This is a genomic window from Pedobacter chinensis, from assembly GCF_003339865.1.
Taxonomy (GTDB): domain Bacteria; phylum Bacteroidota; class Bacteroidia; order Sphingobacteriales; family Sphingobacteriaceae; genus Pedobacter; species Pedobacter chinensis.
The window spans coordinates 859,312-875,234 of sequence record NZ_QPKV01000002.1; the positions used below are offsets into that span (position 1 = coordinate 859,312).

13 protein-coding genes and 1 tRNA gene are annotated in these 15,923 nt (G+C 34.5%); 8 read left to right on the forward strand and 6 right to left on the reverse strand.

The genetic code is table 11. The annotated features are described in order from the left end of the window. Position 1: 1 nt before the first annotated feature. The 8 genes from DU508_RS05000 to DU508_RS05045 all read left to right on the forward strand — a co-directional run bounded on the left by DU508_RS05000 (position 2) and on the right by DU508_RS05045 (position 10,649). Entirely contained in the window at positions 2 to 298 is a 297-nt protein-coding gene (locus DU508_RS05000) for a winged helix-turn-helix domain-containing protein (protein WP_115401703.1), read from the forward strand. Between the two features lie 364 nt (positions 299 to 662). Continuing rightward, entirely contained in the window at positions 663 to 2,237 is a 1,575-nt protein-coding gene (locus DU508_RS05010) for a DUF4153 domain-containing protein (protein ID WP_115401705.1), read from the forward strand. A gap of 3 nt (positions 2,238 to 2,240) precedes the next feature. Next, positions 2,241 to 2,771 carry an exosortase K gene (xrtK, locus tag DU508_RS05015; RefSeq protein WP_115401706.1) on the forward strand — a complete coding sequence of 177 codons (531 nt, stop codon included), beginning with the start codon at positions 2,241 to 2,243 and terminating at the stop codon, positions 2,769 to 2,771. Next, positions 2,755 to 5,568 carry an MSEP-CTERM sorting domain-containing protein gene (locus DU508_RS05020; RefSeq protein WP_115401707.1) on the forward strand — a complete coding sequence of 938 codons (2,814 nt, stop codon included), beginning with the start codon at positions 2,755 to 2,757 and terminating at the stop codon, positions 5,566 to 5,568. The genes xrtK and DU508_RS05020 overlap by 17 nt, the downstream gene beginning before the upstream one ends. A 20-nt stretch (positions 5,569 to 5,588) precedes the next feature. After that, entirely contained in the window at positions 5,589 to 5,900 is a 312-nt protein-coding gene (locus tag DU508_RS05025; protein ID WP_233509395.1) for a hypothetical protein, read from the forward strand. A gap of 315 nt (positions 5,901 to 6,215) precedes the next feature. After that, a complete protein-coding gene (sucC, locus tag DU508_RS05030) occupies positions 6,216 to 7,409 on the forward strand; it encodes an ADP-forming succinate--CoA ligase subunit beta (RefSeq protein WP_115401709.1) in 1,194 nt (397 codons plus the stop codon). 1,320 nt (positions 7,410 to 8,729) lie between these two features. Then, on the forward strand, positions 8,730 to 9,590 hold the full coding sequence (locus DU508_RS05035; RefSeq protein WP_010601359.1) for a sigma-70 family RNA polymerase sigma factor: 861 nt from the start codon (positions 8,730 to 8,732) through the stop codon (positions 9,588 to 9,590). A 399-nt stretch (positions 9,591 to 9,989) separates the two neighbouring features. After that, on the forward strand, positions 9,990 to 10,649 hold the full coding sequence (locus DU508_RS05045) for an ATP-binding cassette domain-containing protein (protein ID WP_115401711.1): 660 nt from the start codon (positions 9,990 to 9,992) through the stop codon (positions 10,647 to 10,649). Between the two features lie 120 nt (positions 10,650 to 10,769). On the opposite strand, the gene DU508_RS05050 is transcribed toward DU508_RS05045, so the two are convergent. From DU508_RS05050 to DU508_RS05075, 6 genes are all read right to left on the reverse strand, one after another. Continuing rightward, on the reverse strand, positions 10,770 to 11,633 hold the full coding sequence (locus DU508_RS05050; protein WP_199562643.1) for an AMP nucleosidase: 864 nt from the start codon (positions 11,631 to 11,633) through the stop codon (positions 10,770 to 10,772). Between the two features lie 82 nt (positions 11,634 to 11,715). Further along, positions 11,716 to 12,954, reverse strand: a complete 1,239-nt coding sequence (gene clpX / locus DU508_RS05055; RefSeq protein ID WP_115401712.1) for an ATP-dependent Clp protease ATP-binding subunit ClpX — start codon at positions 12,952 to 12,954, stop codon at positions 11,716 to 11,718. Further along, the gene (gene clpP / locus DU508_RS05060; protein WP_115401713.1) at positions 12,938 to 13,645 is read right to left on the reverse strand and encodes an ATP-dependent Clp endopeptidase proteolytic subunit ClpP; all 708 of its coding nucleotides are present in this window, start codon (positions 13,643 to 13,645) and stop codon (positions 12,938 to 12,940) included. The genes clpX and clpP overlap by 17 nt, the downstream gene beginning before the upstream one ends. Positions 13,646 to 13,778: 133 nt before the next feature. After that, a complete protein-coding gene (locus tag DU508_RS05065) occupies positions 13,779 to 14,015 on the reverse strand; it encodes a four helix bundle protein (RefSeq protein WP_115401714.1) in 237 nt (78 codons plus the stop codon). 92 nt (positions 14,016 to 14,107) lie between these two features. Beyond that, complete coding sequence (gene tig / locus DU508_RS05070) at positions 14,108 to 15,454, reverse strand: trigger factor (protein ID WP_115401715.1); 1,347 nt, start codon at positions 15,452 to 15,454, stop codon at positions 14,108 to 14,110. Between the two features lie 136 nt (positions 15,455 to 15,590). Further along, positions 15,591 to 15,672 (reverse strand) — tRNA-Leu (locus tag DU508_RS05075). Positions 15,673 to 15,923: the final 251 nt, after the last annotated feature.

Sequence of the window (15,923 nt, forward strand, 5' to 3'; positions counted from 1 at the left end):
GATGAAGAACCCAATAGCAGATCTGAACAAAATTTTCGACAGCCGTATCCGGCTCGGCGTGATGTCGATCCTCGTGGTTAACGATGAAATCAGTTTCAATGATTTAAAACAGATGCTCGAGTTAACTGATGGTAATTTGGCATCACATTTAAACACGCTGGAGCAAGCCGAATTTATTAAGGTACATAAAGGCTTTATTGGCCGCAAAACCAGTACCACCTACTCGATCACCAATTTGGGCAAACAGGCTTTCAAAGCCCATTTAGATGCGCTCGAAAAAATGATTAAAAAGTTATAAAATATTTTTTTTAACCACATACTTTGAATTTCAAAGCACTTTTAAAAACATAAAATGAACAATTCAACTGAACCACAAATTATCGATACCTGTAAGCGGCTAGCTTCGAGATCCGCTATTCTTGGAACACTCATTTTCGTTTGTTTCGCCATTATAAGGATACCAGAAATGATGTTTTTTGGTTTGATGTACATTTTATTTGCCGGCTTGATTAATGGGATTTTTTTTATTGCGCTTGCAGTTTCATGTTTTACAAACAAGGCATATTGGCAAAAAATCGTTGCCACGATGATTTTTATGCTCGCTAATATTCCACTCAGTATTTTCTATAGTTTCCTCGCATTTATGTTATAAAAATCAAAAAATGAAAACAAAATCCAATTATCTCCTACTCTCAACCTTAATTGGGGGTATTCTTTTTAACCTATTGTTTTGGTCTGAAAGGCTGGCACTTAACCTGTTAATTTATAGCTTATTTGTTGTGGCGGTTACTTTCTTCAACAGTGAGGTTCTCAAAAGTAAAAAGTTCGGCATATATGCCTTTGCGCATCTATTCGCTGCTGTTCTTGCGGTTATCAATAACTCCGATTTATCTCTAGCCACTTACTATATCAGTTTTATTTTGTTTGTTGGTTTTACGCACTATCAGCATATCAGAACAGTGTGGGTTGCTTTCCTTGCTACGGCATTGCAAATTGTGGCCATACCTGCAAGCTTAATAAAACGCATGTCTGAACTTCAAATTGGCAATTTTAATTTGAAACCCATATTCAGACCAATCAAGTACATCATTTTCCCATTAATTATTGTTTTCATTTTCACTGGAATTTACAGCGGGGCGAATCAGATTTTTGGAAACTACCTGAGTTCAGCATTGGATAATATCCAGGCAACATTGACTAAGGTTTTCAGTTTTATCTTTCAGGATTTAAGTTTCGAACGTTTTGTTCATCTCTGCTTTGGCATCGCTTTAACCGGTGGCTTGATCATTACTTTTTACAATCGCTTTTTCGAAAGAAATGAGGCAAAACTGGAGGAAGTGCTTGTGCGAAAAAGAAGTAATAACAAAATCAGAACGCTTTGGAATGAAATCGCTCATATATTCATGGGACAAATCATTTCAAAGAAACTTGCCCTAAAAACAGAATATATCGTTGCTTTGATTTCTTTCGCTGCCTTGAACTTTCTACTATTAATTTTAAATGGCATTGATATTTGGTGGTTATGGCTCGGAAAAGGAAAAGATCTGGCTGAAACCAATTATTCAGCAGAATTACATGATGGAACCAATGCTCTCATATTCAGCATTGTTCTGGCGATGGTTGTGATTGTTTATTTTTTCAGAGGAAATCTTAACTTTTACACTAAAAGCAAAACACTTAAATCCCTGGCTTTTGCCTGGATGATACAAAATTTCATCTTGATTATTTCTGTTTTCATTCGTGATGGACACTACATTGAAGTTTATGGTTTAACTTATAAAAGAATTGGTGTTTTAGTGTTCGCAATACTTTGTATTATTGGCTTGATTACGGTTTACATAAAGGTGGCGCACCAGAAAACCTTGTTTTACCTGTTCAAGATAAATGGAAATATCTGGTATACCTTGCTATTGGTGTTTACCGTCATTAACTGGGATATGGTTATCGTGAAACACAATTTAGCGCACTCAAATACCATCGCTTTAGATGTTGATTATATTCTTTCATTATCGGATAAAACATTGCCGATTCTCGATCAAAACAGAGTTAAACTAAACTATGCTCCAAATAAAAATTTATATGGTTCGGAGATCGCTAAACCAGAAAACCCAGAATATTACAAAAGACAACTGGATGAGCGCATTGGCCATTTTAAAGAACGATATGAAAAAGTAAGCTGGCTCTCATGGAATTTGCCGGATTGGAATACGTCCGAATATTTCAGAATAGAAAAATAGAATATGAAAATCACCAACAATATTATCCTTTTAGGAATTGGAATTCTAATATTCATGATGCTGAAAATGGCTTATACTTTTTTAAGCACAGAACAACTTCTGTTTGTACTTGCGCCTACTAATTTCTTGGTTTCCTTAATGCTTGGAACTAAAAGCGCTTATGTTCATGGATATGGTTACTTCTACCATGATTTAAATATCACGATCGAAAAGGCTTGCTCAGGATACAATTTCATGCTTTTAAGTTTTACGATGATGTATTACCTAGGCGCTAAATATTTCAAAAACAGGTGGTCAATCTGGTTTATATTGTCCGTTTCAACAATCTTTAGTTGGGCACTAACTCTATTTGTAAATACCTCCAGAATAGTTTCATCTGTAATCATTAATAAATCGCTCTTCTCTGCAAAATCTTACAATTCTGTATTTCATCAAGTTGAGGGCACATTTATTTATTTATTTTTTCTGGTTCTGATGTACAAAATCCTCGATCAATTACTAAAAAAACACGCAAAAAATGAAAAATTTGCTTAACCCTAAATGGATTATAGCTATTAATATTATTCCCTCAATCATATTAATTGCATTGCTCTACGGCCAATTGAACGTCATTGAAAGTTTATTGGACAAAAATGCTTTAACGATGTGGAAGGATTTTTCCATTTGTTTAATTGTGGCAACTATTCTACAAATTATTTATACCGTATTTTGTATTATAAAAGACCTAAATATTTCTGGCTATTACGCTGTATTTACATTAATTATTTACAGCGTAATAATTTATTTTTTTGGGCAGAACAGTGAATATTTAATTCCATTTTCTGTTCCACGCTGGATGATTAACATTGATCCTTTTTATTATTCAGGAACATTTTTAATGTCTTCCCTAATCCATTCACTATTTATTTTAGTTGTTTTATCTAGCAGAAAAAGTAATACTACATCGGCAGGACTTAGTTTTTTATATGGCATTTGCATTCCATTACTAGGATATATATTTATTCAAGTCGTTTTACCACTTTGGCAAAACACAGAAAGCAATTTTAGCACACATGTTTTAATCGTTTTATTTCTATCGGCATCAATACTTTTTCTATTCTTTATTTGCCGTGGGTTTTATATTTTAACAACTAAAACTTCTTCAACACTTTTAAAGTTCAAAATTTACCTCAAAATAGTGATCTGTATTGTGTTTCCGATTTTAGGTTTACTAATTAACAATAGCGTTTTTAAAATAAAATACGGAGTTGGAAACGAACCTTTTGGGAATTTCAGCAATGCGTGGTTTTACATTGTTACTGTTTTTAATGGCATTCTGATCTGTTTATATAAAATCAAAAATGAAAATTTTCGTCTTTTCAGGTTTTATGCCCTCCTTGCCTGTTATCCTAATACGTTATACTTTTTCTTTGTATTTGCACCATTTTTACCACTGGCCATAGTTGCTGTAATTGCCATGGGAATTGGTTTTTTAATGCTTACACCATTGGCATTATTTACGCTCCAAACCAATGATTTGCATAAAGAGTATCATAATTTAAAGCAAAGCAATTCGGCATTTAAGCTTAAAACGATCGGAACCGTTGCGTTTTTAGTTTTACCAATATTTATAACCGTTTCCTACTGGAAGGATAAGCTTGTTCTTAACAATGCGTTAGAATATATTTACAGTCCGGATTACTCAAAAGATTACAGAATTGATGTTAAATCGTTATTTAAAACGCTTGAGGTCATTAAACAAAACAAGACTAAAAGACGCATTTCTGACAATCAAAATACGCCCTTTTTAACACCATACTATAATTGGTTAGTTTTAGATAACATGGTTTTATCTGACCAAAAGATAACCAAACTAGAAGAAGTTTTTGGAGGCTATAAAAATGAGCTCGAACCGCAATCCCGCTCTTTTTCAAATCGTGCTAAAATTTCAAAAATAAAGGCGACAAGTAAATTTGATTCCCATGAAAAAGTGTGGAGAAGTATAATCGATTTAGAACTTACAAACCCTAGTGATGAAGATCTGGATAGTTACGAAACCGTTTTTAATTTGCCCAATGGATGTTGGGTTAGCAATTATTATTTAAACATTGGCAATAGAAAAGAATACGGAATTCTGGCAGAAAAAAAATCGGCACTTTGGGTGTTCTCTCAAATTAGAAATGAAAATCGCGATCCGGGTATTTTATATTATTTAAGTGGAAATGATGTCGCTTTTAAAATATTTCCATTTGGCTCAAAAGAAATCAGAAAAAGTGGAATAGAGCTGATCCATAAAGAGCCAATTACCTTCAAAATTGATGATAAATCAATTGATCTTGGTAACAAGCTTCAAATTGCGGCTGGTAAAATCGAATCGATAAATGGCACCACTTATATTCCTGCTCGTGAAAAAGCCAAATTAAAACTTGTTAAAAGAATTCCTCAATACCATTTTTTAATAGATGTATCGCAAGGGCAAGAGCGTCATAAAGAAAATTATTACAATCGGATAACGCAGTTTATTAAAACAAAGGGAATAAAATCTGATCAAATTAAAATAGATTTTGTCAATGCCTTGTTAAATGAAATACCATACCATTCGAAATGGAAAAATGAACTGGTTGAACAAGATTTCAATGGAGGTTTTTATGTAGAAGGTGCTATAAAAAAGATTTTAGCGCAGCATTATAATACTAATAATAATACTTTTCCGGTAATGATCATTGTTTCTGATGATTCAAAAATTGGAATTTTAACACAAAACTTTGCTGATTTTAAATTGGCTTTTCCTGAATCGAACTTCTTTTATGAACTTGACAGAGAAAATAATTTGTGGAGTCATTCTTTAGAAAACAATCCAAAAAATCGGATTGAAAAAGTATCTAAAATTACCAATCATGGTACCAGGGTATGGAAAAATAAAACAAATTATCATTGCTATCTCTCTAATGATGATCAGGCATCAATTGCAATTAATTCGAAATTAATTGAAAATGATTTTGCAGTAGAAAAGCAAAAAACATGGGCTGCCGGACTTAATTTACAAGGCATGTGGTTTAATGGTTTTATAAATAAGTCTTTTTCTAATGAAAATCATTTAAATATGATTAAGCAAAGTATAATAAGTGGCATTCTATCTCCAACAACATCTTATTTAGTTGTTGAAAATGAGGCACAAAAAATGGCCTTAAAACAAAAACAAGCCCAAATTTTATCGGGGAACAAAAATCTCGACCCTGATGAAGAAACGCAAAGAATGGATGAGCCAAATCTTTATCTACTGCTTTTATTGATATTACTCGTTTTTAAATTTAAAAAGAACCTAACATTTCTATCCCTTGCAACAAAATAAAACAACAATAAATAAAATAAATGATGAAAAATAAAGAAACAAATAACCATGCTAAATTAAGAATTAGCATAATTTTAGTTACCATCGCTGTTATTTTAAGCATTCCACTAATTGCCATGCAGTTTATAAATCAAGTAAAATGGACACTGATCGATTTTGTAGCTGCAGGAATTTTATTGTTAACAACAGGTTTAGCAATAGAACTTGTAATTAGAAATGTAAAAACGAACATTTCAAGAACTGTTTTACTTGTGATCATCTTAATTGTAACTTTTCTGGTCTGGGCAGAATTGGCTGTAGGTATTTTTGGAACCCCGTTTGCTGGAAGCTAGTTATTATTTAAGGTTAAAATTTGCCGGGGACCAATTTGCCAAGAACAATAGGCTTTGTTAATTAAACCCGATTGAACGGAAATACTTTTTTAAATTACTACCGCTAATTTTCTGCAATCCTGAGGCACGAAGGATCTGAAACCGATGAAACAGAAGCTTCGTACCTCAGCATTACAGAGCCTGTTTAAAAAAGATTGCAGTGAAAGCGGGGCTGCTTTTCCCGATTAACATAAAACGTTCATTTTCTGAAAAAATCGGCAATTACTATTTGTTTAAAGGCTTTAGAATTGTAGCTTTGGGCAAATTTTGTAGCAAATGAATATTCACGAATACCAGGGTAAACAAATATTAAAAAGTTTCGGTGTTAACGTTCAAGAAGGAATTGTTGCCGATACGCCAGAGCAAGCTGTTGAGGCTGCAAAGCAATTGAAAACTGATTATAATTCTGATTGGGTTGTAATTAAAGCGCAAATCCACGCTGGTGGTCGCGGTAAAGGCGGTGGCGTTAAATTAGCCAAAAACCTTGATGAAGTTAAACAACGTGCAACCGATATTATTGGAATGCAATTGGTTACTCCTCAAACCGGACCAGAAGGTAAATTGGTGAACAAGGTTTTAGTTGCGCAGGATGTTTACTATCCGGGTGCCTCTGAAACTAAAGAATTCTACATTTCTGTATTGTTAGATCGTGCAAAAGGTCGCAACATTATTATGTACAGTACTGAAGGCGGTATGGACATTGAAGAAGTTGCTGAACATACTCCACACTTAATTTTTAAAGAAGAAATCGATCCTAAAGTTGGTTTGCAAGGTTTCCAGGCTCGTAAAATTGCTTTTAACTTAGGTGTTAGCGGCAATGCTTTTAAAGAGATGGTTAAATTTGTAACGGCTTTATACAAAGCTTATGAAGCTACCGACTCTTCTATGTTCGAAATCAATCCGGTGTTAAAAACATCTGACGATAAAGTGATCGCTGTTGATGCTAAAGTTAATTTAGATGAAAATGGCTTATTCCGCCACCCGGATTATGCAGCAATGCGTGATGTTACGGAGGAAGATCCAATGGAAGTTGAGGCAAGTGCGAGTAACTTAAACTTCGTTAACCTTGATGGTAATGTAGGTTGTATGGTTAACGGTGCTGGTTTAGCGATGGCTACCATGGATATCATTAAATTAGCTGGTGGTGAGCCTGCTAACTTCTTAGATGTTGGTGGAACTGCAAATGCTCAAACGGTTAAGGCTGCTTTCAACATCATTTTGAAAGACCCTAATGTTAAAGCGATCTTAATCAATATTTTCGGTGGGATTGTTCGTTGTGATCGTGTGGCTCAAGGAGTTATCGATGCTTACAAAGAAATTGGAAACATCCCTGTACCAATTATCTGCCGCTTACAAGGTACAAACGCTGAAGAAGCTAAGAAATTAATTGATGAATCGGGACTTAAAGTTTACTCTGCGATTGCCTTAAAAGAAGCTGCTGATTTAGTGACTAAGGTTTTGGCTAACTAAAAAAAGGTAGAAGGCGGAAGGTTTAAGGTTAAAAACCCAACGTATTATACAATATATAAAACCTTTCGGTGCAAGCTGAAAGGTTTTTTTCTTTTAGCCTCTCCCTATCAATGGCAGTAGTGAAACTCGTTGTAGTACTGTCCCTCTCCTTGAAGAGAGGGAATTATCCGGTTGTGGTTTTAACCTTAGGGGAAAATGCAGGAGGTTTTGAAACCTGCTGTCATACTGTTAAACCACCAGGATAAAACGTTTATTGGTTAAAAACTTTATTTAGCATAAATCGTTTTTTTTTATTTTTTACCACCTAAGATACCCGAGATAATGTTGTAAAAAACTTAGGTGTTCTCAGGTGTCTTAGGTGGTAAATATTTAAATTTATATCAGGTTTAGATTACCAGGGTAAAATGTTTATTGGTTAAAAACTTTATTTAGTAATAAATCTTTTTTTGTTTTTTACCACCTAAGACATCTTAGAAAACTTCAGCCAAATATGGCAAGACTTAGGTGCTTTTCAGATGTCTTAGGTGGTAAATCTTTAATTTGAAAAGCGACTTAGGGTTAAAATACAGTATTAAACCTTTCGGTGCAAGCTGAAGTTTTTTTGTTTTAGCCTCTCCCTATCAATGGCAGTAGTGAAACTCGTTTTAGTACTGTCCCTCTCCTTGAAGAGAGGGAGTTATTCGGTTGTGGTTTTAACCTTAGGGTAAAATGCGGGAGGTTTTGAAACTTGCTGTCATGCTGAGGTACGAAGCATCTGTTTCATAGGTACTGAATACTTCGTGCCTTAGCATGACAGATTATTCAGGGTTGCTGCAACATAAAGGTATTTTTTTATTCAGGTTTAGATCACTCATGCAAAGCATTTATCGGTCTTGCCAAACTGACGAAGTTATCCCTTACTTACCCTTTAAAACTTCGTAAGTCAGTTAGCAAAACACCTATTTAGCACAAATATGTTAGACCTGACAAAAATTCGCAGGTTCAGATCGTGGAATAATTTAAACTTTTGTTTCTCTGCTTGAATAATGAAAATTTAAGAAACGTCATAATTTTTCAATAATTTACTGAACAACATAGAAAATTAATTATTGTAAAACACAATATATTTACTGATTTACAATAAAAAAATACGGAAATCAGCAGTAATGGTCAACAACTAAAAAATAATGACAAAAACTTTATTGGAATGATTTTTGTTGTAAGTAAAACTGTAAAAAACTTGTGCAAACAGCAACATTTTCAGTATTTTATCCTTTCGGATTGCTATACAATTTCGTAACTTTGCACACTCAATAATTAAAGAGCACACAAAACGTATAAATGAGACAACTCAAGATAACGCAATCCATTACCAACCGCGAAAGCCAATCATTAGATAAGTACTTACACGAAATTGGTAAAGTAGATTTAATAACAGCAGAGGAAGAAGTAATTTTAGCAAGAAAGATTCGTGAAGGTGATCAGGCTGCATTAGAGCGACTTACAAAAACCAACTTACGTTTCGTAGTATCTGTTGCAAAACAATATCAAAATCAGGGTTTAACTTTAGGTGATTTAATTAATGAAGGTAACTTAGGTTTGATCAAAGCTGCAAAACGTTTTGATGAAACAAAAGGTTTTAAATTCATTTCTTATGCCGTTTGGTGGATTCGTCAATCTATTTTGCAAGCTATTGCTGAGCAAAGCCGTATTGTACGTTTACCGTTAAACCAGGTAGGTTCATTAAGTAAAATCAGTAAGGCTTTCTCTAAATTAGAGCAAGAGTATGAACGTGAACCTTCACCAGAAGAATTGGCAGATATTTTAGAAACCACTGTTGATAAGATTTCTGACACTCTAAGTAACTCTGGCCGTCACGTATCAATGGATGCACCTTTTGTTCAAGGGGAAGAAAATACATTGTTGGATGTATTGGAAAACCATGAACCTAACACAGACAGTTCACTGATCAACGAATCATTATCTGAAGAGATTAAACGTTCTTTATCTACATTAACAGAAAGAGAAAGAGAAATCATCGTTTTATTCTTCGGTTTAGGATCAAACCACCCATTATCATTGGAAGAAATTGGTGAGAAATTCAACCTGACTCGTGAACGTGTAAGGCAAATTAAAGATAAAGCGCTTCAGCGTTTACGTCATACTTCAAGAAGTAAAATTTTAAAATCTTATTTAGGATAATTAAAATTTACCAGTATAGAAAAAGGATTGACCAATGTCGATCCTTTTTTCGTTAATAAAGATTTTTTAAGTTTTGATTTTCTATATTTAACTAATGTCAATTGGTCTTTTAAAGAAGTCTTTTCTTATCTATAAGCCTATATTTTTCTGGAATATATTGGTTAGCATTCTAACGTCTTATCTTTTTGTTTTGAAAGGATTTGCAATGACAGATCTTTATTCCTTATCGTTATTTATCAAATTTACCGGTTGGGTATCTTCTATCGGTATTTATTTCATGTTTTATCGCTCAACAGCTTATTTCTTTAAAAATCAAGGAATGGGTTTTAGATCAATACTTCGAAATATCATTTTATATGACTGGATTATTTTCAGCATGATCTTATTCTTCATATTTCTATGCCAGAACTTTTTATAGATAGCGTAAACCATTGGTTTGGCGAAAGAGAGATTCTCAGCAGCGTTTACATTAATTGCAAAATCGGAGAAGTTACTGGACTATTAGGTAGAAATGGCTGTGGAAAATCTACTTTATTAAAAATTATCTTCGGGAGTATTAAACCGAATTTCAAATATTTAAACATCAATGACAAGGTATACAAGAAGGGTTACCAATCTAAAAATCTATCTTATTTACCACAAGAAGATTTAGTGCCAGATCAAATTAAGGTTTCTATTGCCATTGATTTACTCTGCCCAAAAAATCGGGCGGCGCTTCTTAAAATAGATCTCATTTCCAAATATTTAAACACCAAATTTCATGAATTATCTGGAGGAGAGCGTAGATTTATAGAATGCTTGTTAATGATTTATAGCGACAACCAGTATGTACTTTTGGATGAGCCTTTTTCACAATTATCTCCTTTGTTTGTTGAAGAATTGAAAAGCCATATTAATCAGGTAAAAATTTCCAAAGGCTTTATTATTACCGATCATTATTATAAGTCAATCTTAGGTATTTCTGATAGAATAGTTTTGTTACATAATCGATGTAACTATGCTATAAAAAATGAAGGTGAGCTGGTATTACATGGATATTTACCTGGCTTTACTGCATAGTTTTCCTGGTGGTCGTTACGCTGAATTTTCATCGAATATTACACTTTCACATGCATTTTAGCATAAGACCCTGAAATGAATTCAGAGTAACGACCATCAGGAAAAGAACTTTATTCCACCTTAAAACAATAGGTGTTTAACAGTCAATCCATTGTTGATTAATTGCTTCAATGAATCTATACCTATTCTTAAATGTGTTTCTACATATTTTTCAGTTACACTGCTATCGCTTTCTGCAGTTTTTACGCCTTCCGGAATCATTGGTTGATCGGACACTAAAAGCAATGCGCCAGTAGGAATTTTATTGGCAAAGGCAGTAGTAAAAATGGTAGCTGTTTCCATATCCACAGCCATTGCCCTTAAAGTTTTAAGGTATTTTTTAAACTCTTTATCGTGCTCCCAAACTCTTCTGTTTGTAGTATAACAGGTTCCGGTCCAATAATCTCTGCCATGATCACGAATAGTGGTCGAAATTGCTTTTTGTAAAGCAAATGCCGGTAACGCAGGTACCTCAGCAGGTAAATAATCATTTGATGTTCCTTCACCCCTGATGGCCGCGATTGGCAAAATGAGGTCGCCCAGTTGGTTTTTCTTTTTTAAACCACCGCATTTTCCCAAAAATAAAACTGCTTTTGGTTTAATGGCTGTTAATAAATCCATCATGGTAGCAGCGAGCGGACTTCCCATCCCAAAATTGATTATGGTTATTCCATTTGCAGTAACACTTTGCATGGGTTTGTCCAAACCCATAATTGGTGCATTCTCATTCCATTCAGAAAACATGGCGAGATACTTACTGAAATTGGTAAGGAGAATATAATCGCCGAACTGATCCAATGGCCTTCCGGTATATCGTGGCAACCAATTTTTAACAATTTCATCTTTAGACTTTAATCCGGATTTAACCGGACTTTCCACTTCTTTTACTTTTTTTGCTTTCTCAACAATAGCGTCATCCTTTTTTACGTCTTTTTCTTCGTTCATAATAATAAGTTTAGCGCCGAGCGCCAAGCGCTAAGCGTATTTACAAAAAATCCCCCCGCTTTCGCGAGAGGATTTGATTTTTTTAAGCGGCTTGTAATTTCTTAAAGTCAGCCTTTTCAAATTTTTCTATCGCATAATCGAGCGTGATGTGCAATTCCTTGACATCCGTCTGGGTTGGTGTATCGAACATTGCATCAAGCATAATTGCTTCACAAATTGATCTTAAACCACGAGCGCCTAATTTATACTCCATTGCCTTATCTACAATGAAATTCAAAACATCATCTTCAAAAATCAGGTTCACATCCTCGTAAGCAAAAAGCTTAACGTATTGTTTAATCAATGAATTTTTAGGTGCTGTTAAAATGTTTCTTAACGATTCTTTATCTAATGGGTTTAAATGCGAAAGAACCGGAATACGACCAATTAGTTCGGGAATTAAACCGAAAGATTTTAAATCCTGAGGAGTGATATACTTATAAAGATTTTTAAGATCCAAAACGGTCTCATCTTTCTTTACTTTGTAACCAACAGCTTGCGTACGCAGACGATTCGCGATTTTACGCTCTATACCATCAAAGGCACCACCACAGATAAACAAAATATTATTGGTGTTTACCGGAATCATTTTTTGATCCGGATGCTTACGTCCTCCCTGAGGTGGAACATTCACAACTGTACCTTCTAAAATTTTCAATAAAGCTTGCTGAACACCTTCGCCAGATACATCACGGGTAATTGATGGGTTGTCGCTTTTACGTGCAACTTTATCTACCTCATCAATATATACAATACCTCTTTCCGCAGCAGCAACATCATAATCAGCGGCCTGAAGCAAACGTGTTAAAATACTTTCAACATCCTCTCCTACATAACCTGCTTCCGTTAAAACTGTTGCATCACAAATACAAAATGGCACATGCAATATTTTTGCAATTGTTTTAGCTAAAAGTGTTTTTCCTGTTCCGGTTTCACCAACCAACATAATGTTTGATTTTTCAATCTCAATCTCGTCCTTATCAACTTTTTGATTTAAACGTTTGTAGTGGTTGTATACTGCAACTGACAATACCTTTTTTGCATCATCCTGACCAATTACATATTGATCTAAATGCTGCTTAATTTCCAGCGGCTTAAGCAATGATATTGCGGCCTGGATATTTTTGGTATTTTTCGTACCTAATTCTTGTGCAAGCAACTGATTGGCCTGGGTTACACATTTATCGCAGATAAATGCATCCATGCCTTCAATTAACATTAAAGTTTCATGCTTGCCAGAATGGCAGAATGAGCAACGGGATTCTTTATTTTGTTTCGCCATCTTTCTTTACATTTCTCGATAAAACTTCATCAACCATACCAAATCCTTTTGCCTCATCGGCAGTCATCCAGTAATCGCGATCTGAAGCTTTCTCTACCCAATCAAAAGTTTGACCAGAGTGCTCTGAAATAATATCGTATAGTTCTTTTTTCAATTTCAACATTTCTCTCAAGTTGATCTCCATATCAGATGCAACACCTTGTGCGCCCCCTGATGGTTGGTGAATCATTACTCTTGAGTGAGGTAATGCTGCACGTTTTCCTTTGGCACCGGCAACCAGTAAAACTGCTCCCATTGATGCTGCCATACCCGTACAAATTGTAGCCACATCCGGCTGAATATATTGCATGGTATCATAAATACCTAAACCAGCATATACTGAACCACCTGGAGAGTTGATATAAATCTGAATGTCTCTATCAGCATCTGTTGATTGTAAAAACAACAATTGTGCTTGAATGATGTTTGCATTCTGATCGTAAATCGCATCACCCAAAAAGATAATACGGTCCATCATTAATCTCGAAAAAACATCCATTTGAGCCACGTTCAACTGGCGTTCTTCAATAATATATGGCGTCATGCTTTGAGGGCTCAAATTAGCCTGAGCAATAAATTTATCTACATGTAAACCGCCAATCCCCTGATGTTTAACGGCAAATTTTCTGAATTCTTGTGAATCTATGTTCATAGTTATGAGTTTGGCGCTTTGCGATAAGCGTTAACAGCTTAAACCAAATACGCGAGTTATTTTAATAAATATTTTCTGAAGTTGGTTAATTTCCGTGCCAATTTATCTAATTCTTCCAGATAATCATTCAATTCTATGTCAGAATATATTTTATTCGTTCTAAAACTACTAAAATATTTGCATTCTCAAATGCAGAACGATGTGCAATATTCAGATAATGAGCAAATTCCTTATTAGAAACAGAACCTGAACCTGCTGCAAGGTTATTAGATATGCTAAGAGCAGCCCCATTGAGCTGCTCTGCAAATCTATATTTTTTATCAACTGACAATCGGTCAGCTATATCCAGTAATTTATCAGTTAATTCAATTCATAACTGCCAAAACTCGAGTGATTGAAATTAAATTAAGCCATTGCTAAATATGCAATCGGACAATCATTTTAACACCTTACGCCAAACGCTTACTTCTCTAACGCCACAAACTTATCGTAATCAATATCTTTTTGTTCTAAAGTAACAATAGATTTGATTTGTTCGAAAGTTTTTAAAGCTTTTACCTCTTCAAAAGTACGATTAGCATTTTCTTTCTCTTGTAAGAATTGAACTGCATATTGTGCCAGTTGATCTTCAGGAAGCGGGCTTGGGCTGTACATTCTGAATTGTGCATCCAACTTAGCTTTTGCAGCTTGAACTACATCCTCGTATTTGATCTCGATGCTGTTATCTTTAATGATTTTGTTTTCAATTAAAGTCCATTTAAGGTTTTTAGCAAAATCGTCATAACCTTCAACCAATTCTTCATCAGTTAATTTTTCGTTTGTTGCTTTTAACCAACGGCGTAAAAATTCATCTGGCAATTCGAAGTTATGTTTAGCCAAAAGTTGTTCATAAATATCATTTGATAATTTACGTTCAGCATCCTGAGTAAACATGCTTTCTACTTCTTCCTGAATTTTGGCTCTAAAACCGGCTTCATCAGTTACAGTACCTTCGCCAAATAATTTATCAAAAAACTCCTGATTTAAATCTGCTTCTTCCAAACGGTTTACATTTTTAACCACTAGTTTGAAGTTTGATTTCAATTCAGCAGCATCCTCTTCTGAAATGTTTAAAGCTTTTGCAATTACAGCAGCATCTTCTAACGCTTTTTGAATATCGATGGTTACTTCATCATCTTTCTTTAAACCGATCAGTGATTTAAGGATTTTTTTATCTTTAATCTGATCTAAACGAACAGTTGCAGTGCTGGTAATTCCACCTTCAAAAACAGAACCATCAGGAGATAATTGCGTAAGCTCTACATATAAAACATCATCAGCAGCAGAAACCTCCGGATTAGTCATTTTACCATAGCTACGACGGATGTTTTTGATACGGCTTTCTAAAGTTTCCTGATCGGCCTTAACAACGTACTGTGTAAATTTATCTTTAGATGAAATGTTCACTTCAAAAGCAGGCGCTAAACCCAATTCATAATCAAACTCAAATTCATCTGTGTTATCCCATTTAAATTCACGGGCATCATCCATTTGTGGAAGTGGCTGACCTAAAATTTCTAATTTTTGTTCTGCGATGTAATTAGATAAAGTATCGTTCAACAAGTTGTTAACCTCTTCTACCAAAATACTTTTACCATACATTTTTTTGATATGAGCTGGAGGAACCATTCCTTTACGGAAACCAGGTAGTTGAGCTTTTTTAGCCTGGTCTTTAATGGCTTTTTCTACTTTTCCACTATAATCAGCAGGTGCGATTTTGATTTTTACAACAGCATTTAAGTTGCCGGTTTTTTCCTGTGTAATATTCATCTTTTAGATTTGAGTATTGAGATGTGAGATATGAGACTAATGTTAAGCTTCAAATAACACACCTATTTTATTTAATCAATGTTTTTAAAAACAAAACCGTTCCGATTTTTAAATCGAAACGGCCTTTATCTTGTTGTGCGGAAGAAGGGACTCGAACCCCCACGCCGTGAAGCGCCAGATCCTAAGTCTGGTGCGGCTACCAATTACGCCACTTCCGCAGTTAGGATTTATTAAGGACTGCAAAGATAGAAACTAGATTGAATATTCAAAAGATATATGCCGTAAATTATTAAATATTTTTTATCAAAAAAGCTAAGTAGCTAATTTTAAACGAGAAAAAATTTATAAAATTTTCAAAAAACAATTGCCATAAAGTTTTTCCTCTCTTCTTTTCTATGGATTTTGTCTTGTTTACCGGTTTAAGGATTGCGATCGGTGTTCCCGATGGGATGAAATCAATTAGATATGT

Coding starts and splice junctions, on each gene's coding strand:
- DU508_RS05000 (WP_115401703.1), top strand. CDS start 2: ATGAAGAACCCAATAGCAGATCTGAACAAAATTTTCGACAGCCGTATC.
- DU508_RS05010 (WP_115401705.1), top strand. CDS start 663: ATGAAAACAAAATCCAATTATCTCCTACTCTCAACCTTAATTGGGGGT.
- xrtK (WP_115401706.1), top strand. CDS start 2,241: ATGAAAATCACCAACAATATTATCCTTTTAGGAATTGGAATTCTAATA.
- DU508_RS05020 (WP_115401707.1), top strand. CDS start 2,755: ATGAAAAATTTGCTTAACCCTAAATGGATTATAGCTATTAATATTATT.
- DU508_RS05025 (WP_233509395.1), top strand. CDS start 5,589: ATGATGAAAAATAAAGAAACAAATAACCATGCTAAATTAAGAATTAGC.
- sucC (WP_115401709.1), top strand. CDS start 6,216: ATGAATATTCACGAATACCAGGGTAAACAAATATTAAAAAGTTTCGGT.
- DU508_RS05035 (WP_010601359.1), top strand. CDS start 8,730: ATGAGACAACTCAAGATAACGCAATCCATTACCAACCGCGAAAGCCAA.
- DU508_RS05045 (WP_115401711.1), top strand. CDS start 9,990: ATGCCAGAACTTTTTATAGATAGCGTAAACCATTGGTTTGGCGAAAGA.
- DU508_RS05050 (WP_199562643.1), bottom strand. CDS start 11,633: ATGAACGAAGAAAAAGACGTAAAAAAGGATGACGCTATTGTTGAGAAA.
- clpX (WP_115401712.1), bottom strand. CDS start 12,954: ATGGCGAAACAAAATAAAGAATCCCGTTGCTCATTCTGCCATTCTGGC.
- clpP (WP_115401713.1), bottom strand. CDS start 13,645: ATGAACATAGATTCACAAGAATTCAGAAAATTTGCCGTTAAACATCAG.
- tig (WP_115401715.1), bottom strand. CDS start 15,454: ATGAATATTACACAGGAAAAAACCGGCAACTTAAATGCTGTTGTAAAA.